At 65.0% G+C, this 22,613-nt stretch carries 20 protein-coding genes and 2 tRNA genes; 11 read left to right on the forward strand and 11 right to left on the reverse strand.

Annotated features, from left to right (window positions below; translation table 11 throughout):
- Positions 1–61 precede the first annotated feature (61 nt).
- A complete protein-coding gene (locus TP2_RS00935; protein ID WP_038072395.1) occupies positions 62–523 on the reverse strand; it encodes a hypothetical protein in 462 nt (153 codons plus the stop codon).
- Positions 520–1,527: a GTP 3',8-cyclase MoaA gene (moaA, locus tag TP2_RS00940; RefSeq protein WP_038072397.1), complete on the reverse strand. Its 1,008-nt coding sequence runs from the start codon at positions 1,525–1,527 to the stop codon at positions 520–522. The genes TP2_RS00935 and moaA overlap by 4 nt, the downstream gene beginning before the upstream one ends.
- Before the next feature lie 118 nt (positions 1,528–1,645).
- Between moaA and TP2_RS00945 the strand changes: the two genes are divergently transcribed.
- The 4 genes from TP2_RS00945 (at position 1,646) to TP2_RS00960 (ending at position 5,920) form a co-directional block, all read left to right on the forward strand.
- On the forward strand, positions 1,646–2,107 hold the full coding sequence (locus TP2_RS00945; protein ID WP_038072399.1) for a hypothetical protein: 462 nt from the start codon (positions 1,646–1,648) through the stop codon (positions 2,105–2,107).
- A gap of 9 nt (positions 2,108–2,116) precedes the next feature.
- Positions 2,117–2,569: a methyltransferase family protein gene (locus TP2_RS00950; protein WP_240473676.1), complete on the forward strand. Its 453-nt coding sequence runs from the start codon at positions 2,117–2,119 to the stop codon at positions 2,567–2,569.
- Between the two features lie 287 nt (positions 2,570–2,856).
- The gene (locus tag TP2_RS00955) at positions 2,857–4,431 is read left to right on the forward strand and encodes a Re/Si-specific NAD(P)(+) transhydrogenase subunit alpha (RefSeq protein ID WP_038072401.1); all 1,575 of its coding nucleotides are present in this window, start codon (positions 2,857–2,859) and stop codon (positions 4,429–4,431) included.
- 13 nt (positions 4,432–4,444) lie between these two features.
- Positions 4,445–5,920, forward strand: coding sequence for an NAD(P)(+) transhydrogenase (Re/Si-specific) subunit beta (locus tag TP2_RS00960; protein ID WP_038072403.1), 1,476 nt, complete (start codon positions 4,445–4,447; stop codon positions 5,918–5,920).
- Positions 5,921–6,160: 240 nt separating this feature from the next.
- On the opposite strand, the gene TP2_RS00965 is transcribed toward TP2_RS00960, so the two are convergent.
- Positions 6,161–6,589, reverse strand: coding sequence for a SufE family protein (locus TP2_RS00965; protein ID WP_038072404.1), 429 nt, complete (start codon positions 6,587–6,589; stop codon positions 6,161–6,163).
- 126 nt (positions 6,590–6,715) lie between these two features.
- Here TP2_RS00965 and TP2_RS00970 point away from each other — a divergent pair, with 126 nt between their 5' ends.
- A complete protein-coding gene (locus TP2_RS00970; RefSeq protein ID WP_038072405.1) occupies positions 6,716–7,213 on the forward strand; it encodes a hypothetical protein in 498 nt (165 codons plus the stop codon).
- Positions 7,214–7,459: 246 nt separating this feature from the next.
- Here TP2_RS00970 and rnd read toward each other — a convergent pair whose 3' ends face one another.
- From rnd to purM, 4 genes are all read right to left on the reverse strand, one after another.
- Entirely contained in the window at positions 7,460–8,623 is a 1,164-nt protein-coding gene (rnd, locus tag TP2_RS00975) for a ribonuclease D (RefSeq protein ID WP_038072406.1), read from the reverse strand.
- A gap of 122 nt (positions 8,624–8,745) precedes the next feature.
- Positions 8,746–9,498, reverse strand: coding sequence for an acetyltransferase domain-containing protein (locus tag TP2_RS00980; protein ID WP_038072408.1), 753 nt, complete (start codon positions 9,496–9,498; stop codon positions 8,746–8,748).
- A gap of 66 nt (positions 9,499–9,564) precedes the next feature.
- A complete protein-coding gene (purN, locus tag TP2_RS00985; protein ID WP_038072410.1) occupies positions 9,565–10,152 on the reverse strand; it encodes a phosphoribosylglycinamide formyltransferase in 588 nt (195 codons plus the stop codon).
- Entirely contained in the window at positions 10,149–11,195 is a 1,047-nt protein-coding gene (purM, locus tag TP2_RS00990) for a phosphoribosylformylglycinamidine cyclo-ligase (protein ID WP_038072412.1), read from the reverse strand. Before purM ends, purN begins: the two co-directional genes overlap by 4 nt.
- Before the next feature lie 134 nt (positions 11,196–11,329).
- Here purM and TP2_RS00995 point away from each other — a divergent pair.
- From TP2_RS00995 to ybaK, 5 genes are all read left to right on the forward strand, one after another.
- A tRNA-Ile gene (locus tag TP2_RS00995) sits at positions 11,330–11,406 on the forward strand.
- Positions 11,407–11,679: 273 nt separating this feature from the next.
- Entirely contained in the window at positions 11,680–13,926 is a 2,247-nt protein-coding gene (locus tag TP2_RS18950; RefSeq protein ID WP_038072414.1) for a Hint domain-containing protein, read from the forward strand.
- 89 nt (positions 13,927–14,015) lie between these two features.
- Positions 14,016–15,524 (forward strand): choline-sulfatase, encoded by a 1,509-nt coding sequence (gene betC, locus TP2_RS01005; protein WP_038072415.1) that lies wholly within the window; start codon positions 14,016–14,018, stop codon positions 15,522–15,524.
- 127 nt (positions 15,525–15,651) lie between these two features.
- Positions 15,652–16,479: an aldo/keto reductase gene (locus TP2_RS01010; protein WP_038072418.1), complete on the forward strand. Its 828-nt coding sequence runs from the start codon at positions 15,652–15,654 to the stop codon at positions 16,477–16,479.
- Positions 16,480–16,487: 8 nt separating this feature from the next.
- Complete coding sequence (gene ybaK / locus TP2_RS01015; protein WP_038072420.1) at positions 16,488–16,967, forward strand: Cys-tRNA(Pro) deacylase; 480 nt, start codon at positions 16,488–16,490, stop codon at positions 16,965–16,967.
- Here the strand turns inward: ybaK and TP2_RS01020 are convergent.
- Positions 16,961–18,250 carry a DUF3422 family protein gene (locus TP2_RS01020; protein ID WP_038072422.1) on the reverse strand — a complete coding sequence of 430 codons (1,290 nt, stop codon included), beginning with the start codon at positions 18,248–18,250 and terminating at the stop codon, positions 16,961–16,963. The two genes, ybaK and TP2_RS01020, sit on opposite strands and share 7 nt — an antisense overlap.
- 248 nt (positions 18,251–18,498) lie before the next feature.
- Here TP2_RS01020 and TP2_RS01025 point away from each other — a divergent pair, with 248 nt between their 5' ends.
- Positions 18,499–19,578, forward strand: coding sequence for a PQQ-dependent sugar dehydrogenase (locus TP2_RS01025; protein ID WP_038072424.1), 1,080 nt, complete (start codon positions 18,499–18,501; stop codon positions 19,576–19,578).
- Positions 19,579–19,586: 8 nt separating this feature from the next.
- Here the strand turns inward: TP2_RS01025 and TP2_RS01030 are convergent.
- The 3 genes from TP2_RS01030 to TP2_RS01045 form a co-directional block, all read right to left on the reverse strand.
- Positions 19,587–19,660, reverse strand: a tRNA-Gly gene (locus TP2_RS01030).
- Positions 19,661–19,779: 119 nt separating this feature from the next.
- Positions 19,780–20,352 carry a fasciclin domain-containing protein gene (locus TP2_RS01035; RefSeq protein ID WP_038072427.1) on the reverse strand — a complete coding sequence of 191 codons (573 nt, stop codon included), beginning with the start codon at positions 20,350–20,352 and terminating at the stop codon, positions 19,780–19,782.
- A gap of 224 nt (positions 20,353–20,576) precedes the next feature.
- On the reverse strand, positions 20,577–22,598 hold the full coding sequence (locus TP2_RS01045) for an ASKHA domain-containing protein (RefSeq protein ID WP_038072432.1): 2,022 nt from the start codon (positions 22,596–22,598) through the stop codon (positions 20,577–20,579).
- Positions 22,599–22,613: the final 15 nt, after the last annotated feature.

Raw genomic sequence — 22,613 nt, forward strand, 5'->3', positions numbered from 1 at the left:
GAGCCTCGCGCGTTTTGCACGCGCGCGCATTGATTTGGGTCACTCGACGATCTTGGAGAAATCAGCCAGGGCGCCGGCAGAACCGCCAGATCACGAAAACAAAGGTCAGGACGGCGAGCGCCCAGATCGCCGGGGTCAGCACGGGGCGGTAGATCAGTGCGGCAAACGCCTCGCCGGGCAGCCAGCCGCCCCCTGTGGCCGAGGCGAATCCGCCCGCGACGCGTTCCGCGACCCAGTACCATCCGAAGGCGAAGAGTACCGCCAGCAATGCCCGCAGCGGCCAAGGACCGGAAAAGGCGGCCAGCAGTGCCTGCGGCAGAACCAGAATCGCGCTGAAACGCACGGTGTCCAGCAACAGTCCGAATTCGGTGACCGGCCGCGATCCCGGCCCGGCATAGCCAAGCCCTGCGAGCATCTCGAAATTGCCGATCACCAGATGCGCCCAGAGGCTGAGCGCGATGATCCCCGCTCCGGCCAGCCCTGCGACAAGTGCGCGGGCTGCACGCTGGGCCTTGGGGCTCATCCGCCGGTATGGCTCATGTGGCGCGACATCTGGCCCGCGACCTTCTGGCGCGAATAGTCGAAATCATGGCCCTTGGGCTTGCGCGCGATGGCGGCACGGATCGCCTCGATCAGGGGCGCGTCATCGGTGCCCGCACGCAAAGGCGCGCGCAGATCGGCATTGTCTTCCTGCCCGAGGCACATGAACAGCTCGCCCGTGCAGGTCACGCGCACGCGGTTGCAGCTTTCGCAGAAATTATGCGTGAGCGGCGTGATGAAGCCGATCTTCTGGCCGGTTTCCTCAAGGCGCACATAGCGCGCGGGCCCCCCCGTCGACTCGTCCAGCTCGGTCAGGGTGAACCGCTCGGCCATCGCCTTGCGCACATCCGAGAGCGGCCAATATTGATCGAGGCGCAGCTCCTCGCCCATCTCGCCCATCGGCATGACCTCGATGAAGGTCAGGTCATGGCCCTCGGCGGCGCACCAGTCGATCAGCGGGAACAGCTCATCCTCGTTGAAGCCCTTGAGCGCGACGGTGTTGATCTTGACCTTCAGCCCTGCGCGTTTCGCGGCTTCCAGCCCCTTCAGCACCTGATCGAGCCGCCCCCAGCGGGTGATCTCGGCGAATTTCTCCGGCACCAGCGTGTCGAGCGAGACATTGATCCGCTTCATCCCCAGATCGGCCAGCTCATCGGCGAAGCGCGCGAGTTGCGAGCCGTTCGTGGTCAGCGTCAGCTCGCGCAGCGCGCCGCTGTCGAGATGGCGCGCGATCGAGCGGAAGAAGGTCATGATATCGCGCCGCACCAGCGGCTCGCCCCCGGTGATGCGCAGCTTCTTCACCCCAAGCGAGATGAAGGCCGAACAGAGCCGGTCCAGCTCTTCCAGCGTCAGCAGTTCCTTTTTCGGCAGGAACTGCATGTGCTCGGCCATGCAATAGGTGCAGCGAAAATCGCAGCGGTCGGTGACCGAGACCCGCAGATAGTCGATCGGACGGGCAAACGGGTCGATGAGGGGCGCGTGTTCCATGGCCGGGAAAATAAGCCTAGGGCCGCAGGGCGACAAGGGGGCACGCGGAGTTGCGCGGCGGGGGATGGCGCAGCCGATCCAAGCTGCCTAAGCTTGGGACAAATCGAGGAGGACGAGAATGCGCATTTTCCTTCTGGGAGCCCTGATCGCCCCGCTTGCGGGCTGCGCGACGCTGGGGCTCAAGCCCGCGCCGAAAGCCGCAGCTCCCGCGAGTGCCCCTTCGCCGGTCGTGGCCCCGGTGCCCAAACCGACCGCGACCAGCGCCGAGGCGCTCGACACCACAACCGCCGCGCAGCGCGCCGAGGCGGCCGAGAGGCCCGCGGGCGGCGAGGCGCGGCTGGGCACCACCATCGCAAGCCTCGGCGATCCGACCCAGCCCGGTTTCTGGGTGCGCACCGGCTTGGTGAGCGCCGAAGCCGAGGGACGGATCGAGGATCCGAAGACCGGGAAATCGGCCAAGGTGACGTTGATCCCTTCGGGCAAACCCGCGGGGGCGGGCTCGGAGGTCTCGCTGCCCGCGCTGCGATTGCTTGAGGTGCCGCTGACCGAGCTGCCCGAGCTTGTCGTCTATCGGCTCTGAGGATTTGCGATGATCGGAAAACTTCTGCGCGAGATCGACCTGCCGCCGCTTTGGCTGGCGCTTTTTGCCGCGATCACCTGGGCTCTGGCGCAGGTGGCTGCGATGCCGCTGCCTTATGACCGGCCTCTGGGCGGGGCGCTGATCGGGCTGGGGCTTGCCCTGATGGGGGTCGCTGCGGCGCAGATGGTGCTCCATCATACGACCTTCATCCCGCGCCGCGACCCTTCGGACCTCGTGACCAGCGGCGTCTTCGCGCTCTCGCGCAATCCAATCTATCTCGGGGACGCGCTGGTTCTGGCGGGGCTTGCGCTGTGGTGGCAGGTGCCGCTGGGGCTGCTTCTGGTGCCGCTCTTCATGGGCTTCATCACGATCCGCTACATTCGCGGCGAAGAGGCCCGGATTGCCGCCCATTTCGGCGACTCCTATGCCGCGTACCGCGCGCGCACGCGGCGCTGGCTCTGAAAGGGGCGTGGCCGGAATGCTGCAGGTGCAAAAAAGTCATTCGGCGTGAGCAGGGCGGAAATCCGGAGATTTTCTCTCTAAGCTCCAGTAAAGTATGGAAAAATACGGATCAAGAATGGTATCCAACGGTATACATCGCGTAAAATTCAACCCTGCGACAGATTAACAACCTTTTACGACGCATCGGTGCTTGTGAAACATTATTGCGCGATGCTAAGGAAGGCGTCGCCAGATTCCGGGCTCGCAAAACCGTGAGGTGCGCGGGTCGCTATCAAGGGGGAGTTACAGTGAAAATCGGAGCTCCGAAGGAGATTTTCGAGGGTGAGGCGCGGGTCGCCATGACGCCCGACTCGGCTCTGCAGTTGCAGAAGCTGGGCCATGAGTGCTTCATCGAAGCGGGGGCGGGGCTCAAAGCGGGCTTCACCGATGCAGCTTATGAAGCCGCGAACGTGACGGTGATCAAGACCGCCGCGGCGCTCTTCAAAGAGGTGGATTTCGTCGTCAAGGTACGCCCCCCCACCGATACCGAAGTCAAGCGCCTGAAACCCGGCCAGACTCTGATTTCCTTCTTCTACCCGGCCCAGAACGAAGAGCTTCTGAAGGCCGCCGAGAAGACCGGCGCGAACGTCATCGCGATGGACATGGTGCCGCGTATCTCGCGCGCCCAGAAGATGGACGCGCTGTCGTCCATGGCCAATATCGCGGGCTATCGCGCGGTGATCGAGGCCGGCAACAACTTCGGCCGCTTCTTCACCGGTCAGGTGACGGCCGCGGGCAAGGTGCCGCCGGCGAAAGTGCTCGTGGTCGGTGCCGGTGTGGCGGGTCTCGCCGCGATCGGGGCTTCGACCTCGCTCGGCGCGATCACCTACGCCTTCGACGTGCGTCCCGAAGTGGCCGAACAGATCGAGTCGATGGGCGCAGAGTTCGTCTATCTCGACTTCGAGGAAGAGCAGACCGACGGGGCCGCCACCGGTGGCTACGCCGCGCCTTCCTCGCCGGAGTTCCGTGAAGCCCAGCTCAAGAAGTTCCGCGAGCTGGCTCCCGATATCGACATCGTCATCACCACCGCGCTGATTCCGGGCCGCGACGCCCCGGTGCTGTGGACGAAGGACATGGTCGAGGCGATGAAGCCCGGCTCGGTCATCGTCGACCTCGCCGCCGAGCGCGGCGGCAACTGCGAGCTGACCAAGCCCGACGAGAAGATCGTGACCGACAATGGCGTGACCATCGTCGGCTATACCGACTTCCCTTCGCGCATGGCACAGCAGTCTTCGACGCTCTACTCGACGAACATCCGTCACATGATGACGGACCTGACGCCCGAGAAGGACGGTGTCGTCGTCCATAACATGGAAGACGACGTGATCCGCGGTGCGACGGTCGCCTATCAGGGCGAGATCACCTTCCCGCCGCCGCCGCCGAAAGTGGCTGCGATTGCGGCGAAGAAGCCGACCGAGAAGCCGAAGGAACTGACGCCGGAAGAAAAGCGCGCCGCTGAAGTGGCCGCGTTCAAGGCGCAGACCAAGAGCCAGGTGACGCTGATCGCCGTGGGCGCAATCGTGCTCCTGGGCGTCGGTCTCGTGGCGCCTGCCAGCTTCATGCAGCACTTCATCGTCTTCGTGCTGAGCTGCTTCATCGGCTTCCAGGTGATCTGGAACGTGTCGCACTCGCTGCACACGCCGCTGATGGCTGTCACCAACGCGATCTCCTCGATCATCATCCTGGGCGCGCTGTTGCAGATCGGTTCGGGCAGCTGGCTCGTGATCGTGCTCGCGGCGCTGTCGGTCTTCATGGCCGGGATCAACATCTTCGGTGGCTTCATGGTCACCCGGCGCATGCTCGCCATGTTCCAGAAATCGTAAGGGGGCCGAGACAATGGAAAACGGATTCTCGACCGCTGCCTATGTCGTTTCGGCAGTTCTCTTCATCCTCTCGCTGGGCGGCCTCTCGGGGCAGGAAAGCGCCAAGCGGGCGGTCTGGTACGGCATCGTGGGTATGGCGCTGGCGGTTGTCGCCACGCTGATCGGCCCTGGCTCGGGCCTCTGGCTGATTTCGGTGGTCATGATCGCCGCGGGCGGCATCATCGGCTGGTTCGTGGCGAACCGCGTGCAGATGACCGAAATGCCCCAGCTGGTTGCCGCAATGCACTCGCTGGTCGGCCTCGCGGCTGTCTTCGTGGGCTACAATGCCTATATCGAGATGGCCAATGTGATGTCGATCAAGGCCTCGATGTCGCCGACGCTCAACGAGACGGGCATGGCGGCAGCGCTGCATGAAAAGGGCCTGCGCGGCTTCGCGGCGCTGATCGCGCATAAATCGCCGGTCGAGCTGTCGATCCTGCGCGTCGAGCTGTTCCTTGGCGTGTTCATCGGGGCCGTGACCTTCACGGGTTCGGTCGTCGCTTTCGGCAAGCTCGCAGGCAAGGTCACCTCGAAGGCAACCAAGCTGCCGGGCGGGCACATGCTCAATGCCGCTGCCGCGATCCTGTCGGTGATCCTGCTGATCGCCTTCATGAACGGGGCAGGCGCCTGGGCGCTGATCGCGATGACGCTTCTGGCCTTCTTCATCGGCTACCACCTGATCATGGGTATCGGCGGCGCCGATATGCCGGTCGTGGTTTCGATGCTGAACTCCTATTCGGGCTGGGCCGCGGCGGCGATCGGCTTCTCGCTGGGCAACGACCTTCTGATCGTGACCGGCGCGCTGGTCGGCTCTTCGGGTGCGATCCTGTCCTACATCATGTGTAAGGCGATGAACCGTTCGTTCATCTCGGTGATCCTCGGCGGCTTCGGCAACACGACCGGTCCGGCGATGGAAGTCGAGGGCGAGCAGGTGGCGATCGACGCCGACGGCGTGGCCAACGCGCTGCGCGACGCCGACTCGGTCATCATCGTGCCGGGTTACGGCATGGCCGTGGCGCAGGCTCAGCAGGCGGTGTCGGAACTGACCCGCAAGCTGCGCGCGCAGGGCAAGGAAGTGCGTTTCGCGATCCACCCGGTCGCGGGCCGTCTGCCGGGCCACATGAACGTGCTGCTGGCCGAGGCGAAAGTGCCTTACGACATCGTTCTGGAAATGGACGAGATCAACGAGGACTTCCCCGATACCGACGTGGTGATCGTCATCGGTTCGAACGACATTGTGAACCCCGCCGCTCAGGAAGATCCGAACTCGCCGATCGCCGGCATGCCGGTTCTGGAAGTGTGGAAGGCCAAGCAAGTGTTCGTCTCGAAGCGCGGTCAGGGCACCGGCTACTCGGGCATCGAAAACCCGCTCTTCTACAAAGAAAACACGCGGATGTTCTATGGCGATGCCAAGGACTCGGTGAACCAGCTTCTGCCGCTGATCGACTGATCTACGGTTGAATGGAAATGGAGACGGCCGGTCACGAGACCGGCCGTTTTCGTTTTGAGCGCTGGTCCGGGGCGACCAGCCCCGGGCCGCGCCCGACCCTCCCCCCGGGAGGGCGCATTGGCGATGACATCGCGGGCACGAAAGACGTTCGGGCTTTTGAGATAAAGTGCAGACCACGCAGGACGGTGACGCGCCCGCCCAAGGGTCGGGCGCGGCCCTCGTCGCGTCTTGGCGATAAGATCAGGCGCTCGCCGCTTCGCCTGCCAGCTTGCGGATCCGCTCCACCATCGCGCGCAGCCCGTTCGAGCGCTGCGCCGAGAGGTGGTCGTTCAGCCCAAGGCGCCCCAGTTCGGCCGTGGCATCCACTTTCAGAACCTCTTCGACGCTTAGGCCCGAATAGAGCGCATGCAGGATCGCAATCAGCCCCTGCACGATCATCGCGTCGCTCTCGCCCTGAAAATCGAAGCTGGCCCGAGGTCCGGTGCCCTCGATGCGCGGCAGGAGCCAGACTTGGCTCGCGCAGCCCTCCACCTTGGTTGCAGGCACCTTCACCGCATCGTCGAGGGGCGGCAATTCCCGGCCCAACTCGATCACGTGACGATAGCGGTCCTCCCAGTCATCGAGGAATTCGAAGGTCTCGGCGATCTCTTCAAAGGCTTCGCTTGCCATGGGTTTGCCATCCTTGCGCTGGTCGTCTGCCCCTTGGGTAGCGGCTTGCGCGCGCAGGGTCCAGACGCGGCTTTTCAAAACTGACGCAATGGGCTACCAGAGGGCAGGGACAGTATCGGAGCCACCATGAAGAAAGCTTTGATCGCGGCACTTGCCTTGACTATCGCGACCGCCGGCTGCGGCCGTATCCGCGACAGCAAGATCAATCCGTTCAACTGGTTCGGCAAGGATCGCGTCGAGCAGAGCCAGACGCTCGCGCCGCGCGGCGGCTATCCGACGAAGGTGGGCAAGGCCCATCAGCAGCCGGTCGCACAAGTCTCGAGCCTGACGGTCGAGAAGATCCCTTCGGGCGCAATCATCACCGCGATGGGGCTGCCGCCGACCCAAGGGTTCTGGGATACCGATCTGGTTCCGCTCAATGATGGCAAGCCCGACGAGACCGGCACGGTCACCTACATGTTCATGGTCGCCCCGCCGCCCGCCGACAGCGCCGCAGCGCGCCGGGTGATGACGCCGCAATCGCGCGAAGTGTCGGCCGCGGCCTTCCTGAGCAATTACAAGCTCGAGGGCGTGCGCAAGATCGTGGTCGAGAGCGCCGGGAACGCGCGGTCCGTGCGGCGCTGAGCGCGGTTTGATCTGACTGAGATGAGGCTCGGGGTATGCTCCGGGCCTTTTTCGTTTCGAGGCGACGCGCGCCCGCCCGGATCAGCCGCGTCAGCGGCCCGGGCAGCGCCCGACCGCCCCCTCGGGCGGGCGCTTTGGGAACGCCAGCGCGCGGATTGAGGGCGTCTGGATGTGGCGGCGATAAAGTGAAGACCCCAGAGGACAGCGCGCCCACCCGGCGGTCGGGCGATGCCCTCCGGCTTGAGCTCAAACGTCGATCAGTTTCACCGCGCCGCTATCGGCGGTCAAAGCGACCTCGCCCTTGGCCAGCCGCAACGCGTCATGGCCGAAGACCTCGAGACGCCAGCCGTTGAGCGCCGCCACATCGCGCTTGCCCGCGGCGATCCGATCGAGATCCGAGGAGGTCGCGATCAGTTTCGCGGCCACACCGGCCTCTTGCGATTTCGCCTTGAGAAGCACCCGCAGCAGATCGCCAAGCGCGGTATCCACCTGCAATTGCTGACCCTGATCGGCGTGGCGGGGCAGTTTCTCGGAGGGCATCTCCAGCCCTTCTTTCACCGCGTTCAAAATCCCTTCCGCGATTTCGCCCCGGCGCGCTTCGCGCAGCAGAAGCCGCGATTTTCCCAGCTCTTCGATCGAACTCGGCTTGGTCGAGGCGAGCTCGAGCAGAGCATCATCCTTGAAGATACGCGAGCGCGGGATATTGCGTGCCTGGGCATAGCCCTCGCGGAACCGTGCCAGCTCGCGCACGATGCCGAGGAAACGGCCCGAATTGGTGCGCGTCTTGACGCGCTGCCAGGCGTCCTCGGGGCGGTTGATATAGGTCTCGGGGCTCAGCAGAACCGCCTCTTCCTCCTCGACCCAGGCTTCGCGCCCGGTCTTTTGCAGCTGGTCGGAGAGGAATTCGTAGATCACGCGCAGATGGGTCACATCGGCGATCGCGTATTTCTTCTGCGCTTCGGTCAGCGGGCGGCGCGACCAGTCGGTGAAACGCGAAGACTTGTCCAGCGACTGCTTGGCGATCTTGCGCACCAGCGTCTCATAGCCCACCTGCTCGCCAAAGCCGCAGACCATCGCAGCGATCTGGGTGTCGAACAGCGGGTCAGGGAAGACCTGCGCGTCGGTGAAGAAGATCTCCAGATCCTGCCGCGCGGCGTGAAAGACCTTCACGGTCGGCGTGTGCCGGAACAGATCGTAAAGCGGTTCGAGCGACAGCCCATCGGACAGCGGATCGACCAGAACCGCTTCGCCCTCCTGATCGCCATGCGAGGGCAGGGCCATCTGTACGAGGCAGAGCTTGGACCAATAGGTCCGCTCGCGCAGGAATTCGGTGTCGAGGGTGACGTAGGGCTCTTGCTTGGCCTTCTCGCAGAAGGCCGCGAGGCCTTCGGTCGTGGTAATCGTGTGCATGTCGCGCTTTCAATCAGGTGCGGGGTCATCCCGCGCGTGTGAAAGTTCCCTAGCGACTCGGCGCGCGAAAGGGAAGGGTGGGGCGCATCGAAGCCCCGCCAGCGTGGCAGATGGGCCAGAGTTCAGTGGCTCAGCAGAAAGGCGCCCCATGTCAGCCCGTAAAGCACGGGCTGGTGGATCAGGTAGATCGGCAGCGTATGGCGGCCCGCGAACAGCGCGATTTTCAGCGCGCCGGTGACCTCGCCGGGATGGTAGCGCGCGGCGCGGCGCCAGTAGCCCAGACGCTCTGCCAGTTTTGCCGCCGCCATGCCAAGCGCGAAGGGGGCGAACCAGGGAAAGACCGGCTCGAAATCCATCGAGGGGCGCCAATGGGTCGAGAGCCCGATCCACCACAGCAAGGGGTGATCGAAGCTGGTGAAGGCGAGGTTGAAATCGACCCAGAACACCGCCGCACCGATCGCCGCGAGCGCCCACCACGGCAGCGCCAGAAGCACCGCCCCGATCAGAGAGCTGACCGCGATCGAATGCAGGATGCCGTAATAGATGAAATATTGCGGCATCATCACATAGGTCGCCGCACTCACCAGCGCCGCCGCCGCGATCAGCTTGGCCAGCCGCTGCCAAAACGGGCCTGCGCGGAAGCCGTGGCGATGGGCGAGCACAAGGCTCAGCCCGGCCATGAAGACAAACGTGCCCGCGACGAGCCGCGCGAAATTCAGGAAGGCCGGATGATAGATCGTGCCGGGCGGCGCGAAGCCGAAATTCTCCAGATCATAGGTGAAATGGAAGATCGCCATGCCGATCAGCGCCACCGCCCGGATCATATCGGGCGCGATCATCCGCCCGCGCGGGGCCGTATCGGTGGAGCTTGCCATAAGGCTTTCATGCGCGAAGCCGTGCCCGCCCGCAAGCGGGGGCGGCGCATTTCGGCGTGAGCGTGCTTAGAGGTAAAGCGGCTCGCGATTGCCCTCGGCGAAGCGGCGCAGCACGGCAGGATACAGGCGATGCTCCTGCACCAGCACCCGCGCGGCGAGATCGTCGGGCGTGTCGCCCGTCTCGATCGGCACCCGCGCCTGACCGAGGATCGGCCCGTCATCAAGGACCGGGGTGACCTCGTGGACGGTGCAACCCGCCTCGGCATCGCCCGCCTCGATGGCGCGTTTATGGGTGTGCAGCCCGGGATATTTCGGCAGCAGGGAGGGGTGGATGTTCAGCATCCGGCCCTCGAAACGCGCGACGAAATCCGGGGTCAGCACGCGCATGAACCCGGCAAGGCACAGGATATCGGGTTTCGCCGCGAGGATCGGTTTGAGCAGCTCGGCCTCGAACGCCGCGCGATCCTTGCCATAGGGACGATGGTCGATGGCGGCGGTCGGCACGCCCATGCGCGCGGCCTTCTCCAGCCCGGCCGCGCCCGCGTCATTCGAGGCGATCAGGACCGGGCGGGCGGGATGGTCGTCCACCATGCTCTCGACGAGGCGGACCATGTTCGACCCGCCGCCCGAGATCAGGATCGCGACGCGGATCACAGGAGCTTGCCCTCATAGGCAACGCCCTGACCGGCGGTGACGGTGCCGATGCGGGTCACGCTTTCGCCTTCGCCTGCCAGCAGGGCCGCGATCGCGTCGGCCTTGTCAGCGGCGACCACGACGATCATGCCGATGCCGCAGTTGAAGGTTTTCAGCAGTTCCGCCTCTTCCATTGAGGCGGTCTCGGCCAGCCAGCGGAACACGCCCGGCAGTTGCCAGCTCGAAAGGTCGATGGTCGCGCCCATGCCCTCGGGGAGCACGCGCGGCAGGTTCTCGGTCAGCCCGCCGCCGGTGATATGGGCCAGCGCATGAACGCCGCCCGCGCGCACCGCCGCGAGGCATTGCTTGACGTAAAGCCGGGTCGGCGCCAGCAGCGCCGCGCCGAGCGAGCCCTCGCCGAAGGGGCAATCCGCATCCCAGCCAAGGCCGGACAGCTCGACCACCTTGCGCACGAAGGAATAGCCGTTCGAATGCACCCCGTTCGAGCCCAGACCCAGCAGCACGTCGCCCTCGGCCACGCCTGCGGGCAGGTCCGCGCCGCGCTCCATCGCGCCCACGGCAAAGCCCGCGAGGTCGAAATCGCCTTTGTGATACATGCCCGGCATTTCCGCCGTCTCGCCGCCGATCAGCGCGCAGCCCGATTGCGCGCAGCCCTCGGCGATGCCTTCGATGATCCGCGTCGCCGGGTCGAGCTCGAGCTTGCCGGTCGCGAAATAGTCGAGGAAGAACAGCGGCTCGGCGCCTTGGCACACGAGGTCGTTGACGCACATCGCCACGAGGTCGATCCCGATCGTGTCCACGTTGCCGGTGTCGATCGCGATGCGCAGCTTGGTGCCCACGCCATCGGTCGCGCCCACGAGGATCGGATCGCTGTAGCCCGCCGCCTTCAGATCGAAGAGCGCGCCGAAGCCGCCCAGACCCGACATGGTGCCCGCGCGCTGGGTGCGCTTGGCGGCCGGCTTGATACGTTCGACCAGCGCATTGCCCGCATCGATATCGACGCCCGCATCGGCATAGGTCAGGCCCGGTTTTGTCTCGCTCATGGCGGCGCTCTCCGTCAGGGATTCCTTGGGGCGAAGCCCTAGCGTAATGCCGCCCGCCTCGCAACGCCCCGCCGCGCCCCGCGCTGCCTTTTCTTGACGCCCGCGCGCGCCGTGGTAGAGGAGAGGGCAATGGTGGGCCTGTAGCTCAATTGGTTAGAGCAGGGCGCTCATAACGCCTTGGTTGCGGGTTCAAGTCCTGCCGGGCCTACCAGTTTTCCCGGAATTACAGCTCTCTCGCCGCTGTGGCCTTTGGGCTGCACATGCAGAATTCATAGCTTTGCCACAAATGCGCCAAACTGAAATCACCATTGCATTTCAGTGAGTAAGAGCGTTTACCGTTTGAAAAACGATAAGACGAGCAGCCGGTTTTCTTGGCGACGATATCAGAGTGGCGGACGTGTTTGGGTCCGTCTCGACCCCAGTAGCATGGGGCGGCTTTGCATGCCTGTGTTCAGGGATGTTTGGGTAATAGGACGAGTAACGAATGGCGACGACGTTTAACTGGATCTACCTCGGATATTCGAGCACGATGCTCGACCCGACCGAGGGCAATTCCGACATGGAGAATGCGAACCGCTTTGTCGGTGCGACCGCAGGCTCCACAACAAACCCGCTGTTTCAGAATATCGTTTCGGCCACCACGATCGACAACGGCGGCACGGTTGGCGCGCTCGATACCAATAACAACGTCTCGAACGACCAGATCATCACGGATATCGGCTCGGGCCCGACGACGCTGACTTATGACGGTCTGACCGTCTACAATGCCACGATCACCTATGTTGATGGCACCACCGCGAATGTGACGGCGGTGATCGTGCAGACCACCGATGGCAGCGTCTTCCTTGCGCCCGAGATCTCGGCAAATGCCGACACCACCGCCTATGAGGCGAAGCCGATCCAGTCGATCCGGCTCGACAGCATCAACAGTTCGACCAACACCAACATGGCCGCCGACCGCTGGGTCACCGGCTTCGATGACGGATATGTTGACGGCACGGCGGGCGATGATCTGATCGACAGCAACTATGTCGAGCCGATCGCGGTTGGCTCCGACAAGGTCGACAATAACGATGCGGGTCTCGCCGGTACCAGCGGCAACGACGATTACATCCGCGCGGGTGACGGCAATGACACGGTGTTTGCGGGGCTCGGCAATGACACGGTCACGGCAGGGACAGGTAACGATTCTGTCGATGGCGGCTCGGGCAACGATTCCCTTCTGGGCGAAGACGGCAATGACACGCTGATCGGCAATACCGGCAACGATACGCTCGATGGCGGTGTGGGCAATGACCTGCTCGACGGCGGCGCTGGCTTCGACAGCCTGATCGGGGGCGAGGGCGACGACACGCTGCTCGGGGGCACCGAGAATGACACGCTCAATGGCGGGCTCGGCAATGACAGCCTCGACGGTGGCTCGGGCAATGACTCCCTCGTGGGCAGCGATGGCAGTGACACACTTCACGGCGGGGTCGGGGCCGACACGCTCGATGGCGGGACGGGGATGGACTACATCTCCTATGCCGATAGCGGTTCGGCGGTCTCGATCGACCTGAGCAGCGGCAGCGCGTCGGGCGGGGATGCGACCGGCGATGTGCTCTCTGGCGTCGACGGGATCATCGGCTCGGAATTCAACGACACCCTGATCGGTTTCGACGCGGCCTCCTCGGATCCGACTGATGGCTATACCAACGTCATCTACGGCAATGGCGGCGACGACTATATCGACGGCCTGGGATCGGATGACAGCCTCTATGGCGGCACCGGCAATGACACCGTGCTTGGCGGGTCGGGCAATGACTATGTCGCGGGCGACGCGGGCAATGACAGCCTCGACGGCGGCACTGGCGACGACCTCGTCGAGGGCGGGGCTGGCAATGACACGCTGACCGGTGGCGGCGGGGCCGATACGCTGGTCGGTGGCGACGATCAGGATACCTTCGTGAACCTCACCGATGGCGTGGTCATCGACGGGGGCGAGGGCGGGTCGGATTACGACATTCTCGATCTCAGCGATTGGGGCTGGGACAACGTCACCGTCAATCGCGATAGCGCCAATCCCGAGAACGGCACGATCGACTTCCTCGATGGTACCGGCGCTGTCGTGGGGACGATGACCTACACCAATATCGAGAAGGTCATCCCCTGTTTCACCCCCGGCACCCGGATCGCCACGCTGCATGGCGAGGTCGCGGTCGAGGATCTGCGCGTGGGAGACCGCGTGCTGACGCGCGACAATGGGTACCAGCCGATCCGCTGGATCGGGCAGCGCAACCTGACCCGCGCCGAGCTGACCGAGCGTCCCGAATTCTGTCCCGTGCGGATCGCGCGCGGTGCGCTCGGCGCTAACCAGCCCGAACGCGAGATGCGGGTCTCGCCGCAGCACCGGGTCCTGCTGAGCGGGCAACGCGCCGAATTGATCTCGGGCGAACCGGAGGCGCTGGCGGCTGCACGTCATCTCGAGGGGCTTCCCGGCATCGCGGTCGACCGCGATGCCGAAGATGTCACCTATATCCACGTGATGTTCGACATGCATGAGATCGTCTTCTCGGACGGGATCTGGACCGAAAGCTTCCAGCCCGCCCGCGCCATGCTCTCCGATATGGGCCAGGCGCAGCGCGCTGAAATCCTCGCGCTCTTCCCCGAGCTTGCGCGTGCCGATGGCAGTTACCCTGCCGCACGGCCCAGCCTGAAGCGTCATGAGGCACGGATGATCGCGGCGGCGTGACTGTTCGCAGCGGGGCCGGGGTTGCCTCCCCGGTCCGCCCCTCGCTACACCGGGGCTCTATTCCCCCGGTGACGTGAAGGAGCCTTGCGATGAGCCGACCCAATATCCTGATCCTGATGGTCGATCAGCTCAACGGGACGCTCTTTCCCGATGGTCCCGCGGAATGGCTCCATGTACCGAACCTGAAGAAACTCGCCGCGAAATCGGTGCGGTTCCGGAACGCCTATACCGGCTCGCCGCTTTGCGCGCCCGGCCGCGCGGCCTTCATGTCGGGCCAGTTGCCCTCGCGCAATGGCGTCTATGACAACGCGGCCGAGTTCCGTTCCGATATTCCGACCTATGCGCATCACCTGCGCCGCGCGGGCTACCAGACCTGCCTGTCGGGCAAGATGCATTTCGTCGGCCCCGACCAGCTCCACGGCTTCGAGGAGCGCCTGACCACCGATATCTACCCGGCCGATTTCGGCTGGACGCCGGATTACCGCAAGCCCGGCGAGCGGATCGACTGGTGGTATCACAACATGGGCTCAGTGACCGGGGCGGGCGTGGCCGAGATCTCGAACCAGATGGAGTATGACGACAACGTCGCCCATGAGGCGAAGATGAAGCTCTACGATCTGGCGCGGGGCAATGACACCCGCCCCTGGATGCTGACCGTCAGCTTCACCCACCCGCATGATCCTTACGTCGCGCGCAAGAAATACTGGGATCTCTACGAGGAGTGCGCGCATCTCGAGCCCGAGACCGGCGCGATCCCCTATGAAGAGCAGGACGCCCACTCGAAGCGTATTTTCGACGCCAATGACTGGCGCGAATTCGACATCACTACGGACGATATCCGTCGCTCGCGCCGCGCCTATTTCGCCAATCTCAGCTATCTCGACGACAAGATCGGAGAGTTATTGCAGGTGGTCGAGGATACGCGTCAGGAGGCGGTGATCCTGTTTGTGTCCGATCACGGCGACATGCTGGGCGCGCGCGGGCTGTGGTTCAAGATGAGCTTCTTCGAGGGCTCGTCGCGCGTGCCGATGATGCTCTGCGCGCCGGGGCTGGAGCCGGGGCTGGTCACCGATCCGGTCTCGACGATCGACGTGACCCCGACGCTCTGCGATCTGGCCGGGATCTCACTGGACGAGGTTGCGCCCTGGATCGACGGGCAGACGCTGCTACCGCAGGCGAAAGGCGCGCCGCGCACCGAGCCGGTCGCGATGGAATATGCCGCTGAAGCCTCCTATGCGCCGCTCGTCTCGCTGCGCAAGGGGCGCTGGAAGCTGAACCTCTGCACGCTCGATCCCGATCAGCTGTTCGACCTCGAGGCCGACCCGCAGGAGCTGACGAACCTCGCAGGCGACCCGGCCCATGCCGAGACGCTGGCGACGCTGAAGGCCGAGGCCGCCGCGCGCTGGGATCTCGAGCGCTTCGATCAGGACGTGCGTGCCTCGCAGGCGCGCCGCTGGGTGGTCTATGAGGCGCTGCGGCAGGGCGGGTATTACCCGTGGGATTACCAGCCCCTCAAGCGCGCGTCCGAGCAATATATGCGCAATCACATGGACCTGAACGACCTCGAAGAGCGCAAGCGTTTCCCGCGCGGAGAGTGAGGTGTAGGGCTTACCCGACCGAGGTTCGGGCGCGACCCTCCACGCTCAACACTGCGTGTCAGGCTTTCCGGGACCCGGCTTCGCCCTAGTCTCTTTTCCCAACCCGACAGGAAAAAGGAGAGCAGCCATGAGCGTTCCGACCCTCACCCTCAACGACGGCACAAAGATCCCGCAGCTCGGGCTTGGCGTCTGGCAGATGCAAGATGACGAGGCCCCCGGCATCATTCTCAGCGCGCTCAACGCGGGCTATCGCCATATCGACACGGCTGCCGCCTATGGCAACGAGGCGGGCGTCGGGCGGGGTATCGCGGAAAGCGACGTTCCGCGAGAGGAGGTCTTCGTGACCTCGAAGCTCTGGAACGACCGTCAGGGCTATGACGCGGCGCTGCGGGCCTTTGACGAGACGATGGGCAAGCTTGGGTTCGACTATCTCGACCTCTACCTGATCCACTGGCCGATGCCCGCGCAGGACCGGTATGTCGACAGCTGGAAAGCGCTGATCCGGCTGCGCGAGGAAGGGCGTATCCGCGCGATCGGCGTGTCGAACTTCCTGCCCGACCATCTCGAACGGCTGCTGGACGAAACCGGCAAGGCGCCCGCGATCAACCAGATCGAGCTGCATCCCTATTTCCAGCAGGCCAAGCAGCGCGAGGTGCATGCGAAACTCGGCATCGCCACCGAATGCTGGTCGCCGCTGGGTCAAGGCGAGGCGCTCTCGGACCCGATCCTGACCGAGATCGCGAGCCGTTACGGCAAGTCGGCGGCGCAGGTGATCCTGCGCTGGCAGGTCCAGCTCGGCCTCGTGACGATCCCGAAATCGGCGAACCATGACCGGATGCGCGAGAATATCTCGATTTTCGATTTCGAGTTGACCGAGGCCGAGATGGCGCAGATCAAGGGGCTCGACAGCGCGGATGGCCGGATCGGGCCGGACCCCGCGACCGCCGATTTCTGAGGGTTCCGATGGGCCATGCCACCCCGGCGACACAGGCGCTCAGCCGCGCCAAGCTCGCCTTCGATCTGCACGAATATGCCTATGAGGCCGGTCTGGCGCAGATCGGCCTTCATGCGGCCGAGGCGATCGGGGTGGAGCCCGCGCGGGTTCTGAAGACCCTGATGGTCGAGGTGGATGGCAAGCCCGCCTGCGCGGTGATCCCGTCGGATGCGTCGCTCTCGATGAAGAAGGTGGCGGCGGCCTTCGGCGGCAAATCCGCGAAGATGATGGAGCCCGCGAAGGCCGAGAAGCTGACCGGGTTTCACACCGGGGGCATCAGCCCGTTCGGGCAGAAACGCGCAAGCCCGGTGGCGTTCGAGGCAAGCGCGCTCGGGGTCGAGAGGATCATCGTCAATGGCGGCAAGCGCGGGCTGATGATCGAGCTTGCCCCCGCCGATGCGCTGAACGCCGCGAAGGCCGAGGCGAAGCCGCTGATCGCCGATCAGTGACCGCCCACGCCCTTGCGGATACGCCGGATCATCAGCCAGACCGCGAGGATCACCAGCGGGGTCAGCCCCGCCATCATGATCTCTTTCGTCAGCCCGATCTTTTTCGAGACCGGATAGGCGAGATAGCCCGCGACCGAGATCGCGTAATAGCTGATCGCGACGACCGAGAGCCCTTCGACCGTGTGTTGCAGCCGGAGCTGCAGGTCCGAGCGGCGGTCCATGCTCTCCAACAGCTTCTGGTTCTGCGCCGAGCGCTCCACATCGACCCGCGTGCGCAGCAACTCACCGGCGCGCGCCGCCCGCGTCACCATCTGGCGTAGCCGCGTTTCGGCAGATTTCACCGTGCGCACCGCCGGATCATAGCGCCGCGCCATGAACTCGCTGAGCTTCTGGCGGCCCTCGAAGCGGCTTTCGCGCAAGCTCTCGACCCGCTCGCGCACGATCGCCTCATAGGCGCCGGTGGCGGAAAACCGGAAGGAATGCTGCACCGCGAGGCTTTCCAGCTCGGCCGAGATTTCCAGCAGCTCATGCAGGGTCTCTTCGGCGGAATTGGCATCGTCGCCCATTCCCTCGACGATCTCGGTCAGGCGCGGGTCGAGCGCGTTGAGCCGCTTCGACAGGTCGCGCGCGCGGGCGAGCCCCAGCATCGACATCGCGCGGTAGGTCTCCAGCTCGCATAGCCGCTGCACCGTGCGCCCGATCCGCCCCGGCCCCGTGCCGGGCCGCGCGAAGATCGCAAAGCGCATCTGGCCATTGGGATCGATCCGGAAATCGCCCGCGACGACCGCCGCGCCATCCAGAACCCATGTGCAAACGAGGCTTTCGGCCACGAACCACTGTTCGAGCATCGGCGCGATATCGTCGGGGTTCTCGGGCAGGTCCACGATACGGATCTGCACCGCCGCGATGCGTCCGCCGGGGCCGGCCTCGATCCAGCTGTCGGGAAAGATCTCGGTTTCGGCCGGATCGTAAGCGCGCGAGGACACGCCCTTGCCGAAGGCGAGATAGGTGGTGAATTCGGTATGGGCCTCCCATTTCAGCTCATGCCGGCCGATCTTGCCGCCATAATGGGTGATCCCGGCCTCGGGCTGGGCGGCGCCGTTGAGCGTGAGCAGCTCGGCGAGATGCGCCTGATCCTTTGAGCGATCCCGGTTCGCCGCGTCGCGCGGTTCCTTGAAGGCGAGATAGACCGCATGGCCCGGCACGCCGAGCTTGGGATAGGGCCGGGCATGAAGCTCGTTCACGAGCGCATAGCGCTGGGGGTGGTCTGGTCTCTGGCTCATCTGGGGCACTTCCCGATCACACGGCTGTTACCCCTTTGCCTGCGGTGAAAACCCGTCGTGATCAAGGCTTTGGGGGCATGCATCGGCATACCTTGCAATTCTGCCACAGCGCGCGCGGGCGGGAAAGCGGGCAGGGGGCTCTGCCCCCGCTGCCGGATGGCAGCCCCCCGAGATATTTGGGTCAAGAAGAAGCGAGGGGTTTTCGTGGCGCGGATCGCTCCCATCTTTGAGAAGACAGGAGGTGCCCGATGACCCGTTTCTTGAGTTTGATCCTGAGCCTCGCATTGGCCGGGCCAGCCCTTGCGCAGAATGTGGGCGAGAAGCCCGCCACGCGCGACTGGCCCTTTTCGCTGAGGCCCGTGGCCGAGTTGCAGAACCCCTGGGCGATCGCGGCGCTGCCCGATGGCTCGGTGCTTGTCACGGGCAAGGCAGGGCGGATGTGGCATGTCACTCAGTCAGGTGCGCGTGAACTGACGGGACTGCCGAGCGTCCAGTATCGCGGGCAGAACGGGTTGCTCGATGTCGCGGTGGCGCCAGATTTCGCGACGACCCGTGAGGTCTATCTGACCTATGTCTCACGCGGCAATGCGCTGGTTCTGGCGCGCGGGAGGCTCGAAGGGGACCGGATCGCGGGTCTGAAAACGCTCTGGCAGCAGACGCCCGGCGGTCGCGGTCAGCCCGGCGGGATCATCGCATTCGGACCGGACGGGATGCTCTATCTCAGCGTTGGTGATCGCATGCAGCCCGATACCGCGCAGGACCCCGATAACCCGCGTGGCAAGATCCTGCGGCTCACGCGGGACGGCAAACCGGCACCGGGCAATCCGCACTATGACAAGGGCGGTGTGCGGGCCCAGACCTGGTCCGAGGGGCATCGCAACCCCTATGGCCTCGCCTTCACACCGGACGGCAACCTTTGGGAACATGAGATGGGACCGCGCGGCGGCGACGAGCTGAACCTGATCGAACCGGGCAAGAATTACGGCTGGAACGAGGTCTCGAACGGACGGCATTATTCCGGCCTGCCCATCCCCGATCACGATACCCGACCGGAATTCGAGCCGCCGAAGCTTTGGTGGACACCGGTGATCGCGCCCTCGGGGCTGGCGGTCTATGAAGGGCGCGACTTCCCGCAATGGCAGGGCGATATGCTGATCGGCGGTCTGGCGGGCAGCGGCCTGGCGCTGATCGCGGGCGATGGCTCGGACCAGCTTGCGCGCTGGGATCTGGAGATGCGGGTGCGCGATGTGGCCGTGGGCCCGCAAGGGCAGGTCTGGATCATCGAAGACGCCGATGACGGCGCGCTCTACCGCCTGGTTCCGAAGTGAGGGGAAGCTGGAGCGGGTAGCGGGAATCGAACCCGCGCGTTCAGCTTGGGAAGCTGACAGGCTACCATTACATCATACCCGCATGGTGCGAGCGCAGAGGTAAGTCAGCCGCCGCGCCCGGTCAAGAGGGATCGCGCAGCAAAACGCCCGGGAGGCGCAAAGGCCAACCGGGCGTTTCTCGCAAACCCGAAGGGAGCGGGCTTACATCTTCGGCAGCATCACGGTCGAGATCACGTGAACCATGCCGTTCGACTGACGCACATCGGCGGTCTCCACGGTGGCGACATCGCCCTTGGGATCGGTCAGCATCACCTTGCCGTCCTTCATCGTGGCCATCAGATCGCAGCCCCCGAGGGTCTCGATCTTGGCCATGCCATGTCCCTTCTCGATCGTTTTGACGATGTTCTCGGCGGTGATCACGCCGCTCGCCACGTGGCAGGTCAGGATCTTGGTCAGCGTCTCCTTGTTCTCGGGCTTGACCAGCGTCTCGACCGTGCCCGCGGGCAGCTTGTCAAAGGCGGCGTTCGTCGGCGCGAAGACGGTGAAGGGGCCGGGACCTGCGAGCGTCTCCACCAGCCCCGCAGCCTTCACGGCCGCCACCAGCGTGGTGAGGTTCGGCGCGGCCGAGGCATTGGCCGCAATCGGCTTGTTGGCGTACATCTTGGCGCCACCGACCATCGGGTTCATGTGCTCGCCAGCCATGACGGGCCCGGCGATGGCCAGCGTTGCGGCAGCCGAAATCGACGCGACAAAAGCGCGGAAGTTCAAAGACATAGTGATTCTCCCTGTCATTAGACGGAGCCTTTCCGTCTGGTGCAGGAGGTACGCAAACAGTGCGGGAAAGCGATCACTCGGAGCGGATCACGAAGTCGTGAGCGCCTGGCTTCTTCTTGATGAAAATATCTCGGGGGAGGCCGCAGGCCGGGGGCAGAGCCCCCTTTGCGTTTTGTCTCGTCGCCCTCCGGCGCCAGGGGCGGAACCGCCTTTGCATATGCCCCTCAGCCGCGCCGCCGACGCCGGCGCCCGCCGCCATCCTCGCCCGATCCGCCGGTATTGAAGCTGACATCGGGCAGGGGGGCGATCTTGCGCAGCTCGGGGAAGGGGGCGGTGGCATGGGGCAGGGCGTTCGCGGCCACGAAATGCTCCTGGAAGCGCGGCTCGATCGCGGTCTCGACCTTGGTGATCTTTTTCACCTGATCCTCGATCTCGCGCCGCGCCTTGACCGAACACAGCGCCATATGTGCGCCGGTGCCCGCCGCATTCCCGGCCGAGCTGACGTGATTCAGAGGTGCGTCGGGGATCATGCCCAGCACCATCGCGTGTTTGGGCGAGATATGCGCCCCGAACGCGCCCGCCAGCACCACGCGGTCGACCGTGTCCACGCCCATCTCGTCCATCAGCAGCCGCGCACCGGCATAAAGCGCGGATTTCGCCAGCTGGATTGCGCGGATATCGCCTTGGGTGACGGTGATACGCGGGCCCTCGAGCCCGCCGTCGAAGATCACGTATTCATGGGTGCGCCCGTTCGGCTCGCAGCGCGGCGTGCCGACCTGTTCGGCAGAGCCGATCAGCCCCGAGGCATCGACGATCCCGGCCATGCGCATCTCGGCCACGGCCTCGATGATGCCCGAGCCGCAGATGCCCGTGATGCGCGGCGTGCCGAACTCGGGATCGGTGGACCAGTGGTCATTGCCGATGATCTTGAAGCGCGGCTCCTTGGTCGCGGGGTCGATCTCGATGCGCTCGATCGCGCCGGGGGCGGCACGCTGGCCGCTGGAGATCTGCGCGCCCTCGAAGGCGGGGCCGGTGGGCGAGGAACAGGCCAGAACCCGTTGATTATTTCCCAGAAGGATCTCGGCATTGGTGCCGACATCGACGATCAGCGAGAGGTCCTTGCGGCGCTGCGGGGCTTCCGACAGTGCCACGGCCGCCGCATCGGCGCCCACATGGCCCGCGATCAGCGGCAGGATATAGGCGCGTGCACCGGCGCTGGCGTCGATCCCGATTTCGCGGGCGGGAAAGTCGAGGCTCTCCGAGGTTGCCAGCGCAAAGGGCGCCTGACCCAGTTCGACCGGGTCGATGCCCAGCAGCAGGTGGTGCATCACCGGATTGCAGACCACGACCGCCTCGACGATCTCTTCCGTGCCGACTTTCGCTTCACCGGCCAGCTCGCGCGCCAGATCGCCCATCGCGTCGCGCACGGCCTTGGTCATTTCCTGATCGCCGCCGGGGTTCATCATCGCGTAGGAGACCCGGCTCATCAGGTCTTCGCCGAAGCGGATCTGCGGGTTCATCACGCCTGCCGAGGCCAGCACCCGCCCGTCATCGAGCGCGACCAGATGCCCCGCGATGGTGGTCGAGCCGAGGTCGATCGCCAGCCCGTAAAGCGGCGCCTCTCGCAGCCCCGGGAAGACGCCGGTGACGCGCGGTCCGTCGCCCGCGTCATGCAGCGCGACGGTCACCTTCCAATCGCCCTTGCGCAGCACCGGCTGAAGCACGCGCAGCACCTCAAGATCGGTGCGCACGCCCTTGACCTGCCATTGTTTTTCGAGCGCCTGCGCCAGCCGCTGGAAATCGCCCTCGGGGCGGTGCATGTCGGGCTCTTCGACCTCGATATAGACGGGGCGCGTGGCGGGATCCATCTCCATCACCCGCTCCGAGGCCGCCTTGCGCACGACCTGTTTGTGGACCTGACTTTCGGGCGGCACGTCGATCACCACATCGGCGAGGATCTCGGTCTGGCAGCCCAGACGATAGCCGGGCTTCAGCCCGCGGATCTTGTCGTAGCGCTGTTCGACCGCGTTCAGCCCGCTCACCGCGCCGGGCTCGACATGCAGCCCGTGTTTCGGGAAATCGCCGAAAGAGGGCACGACCATGCATTTCGAGCAGACCCCGCGCCCGCCGCAGACGGAATCGAGATCGACGCCCAGCTTGCGCGCCGCGGCCAGAACCCTGGTGCCACGCGCCACGCGCCCCCGCTTGCCCGAGGGGGTAAAGATCACCTGAACGTCGTCACTCATGTTCTGCTCCCGTAG

The sequence above is a fragment of the Thioclava pacifica DSM 10166 genome (assembly GCF_000714535.1).
GTDB lineage: Bacteria > Pseudomonadota > Alphaproteobacteria > Rhodobacterales > Rhodobacteraceae > Thioclava > Thioclava pacifica.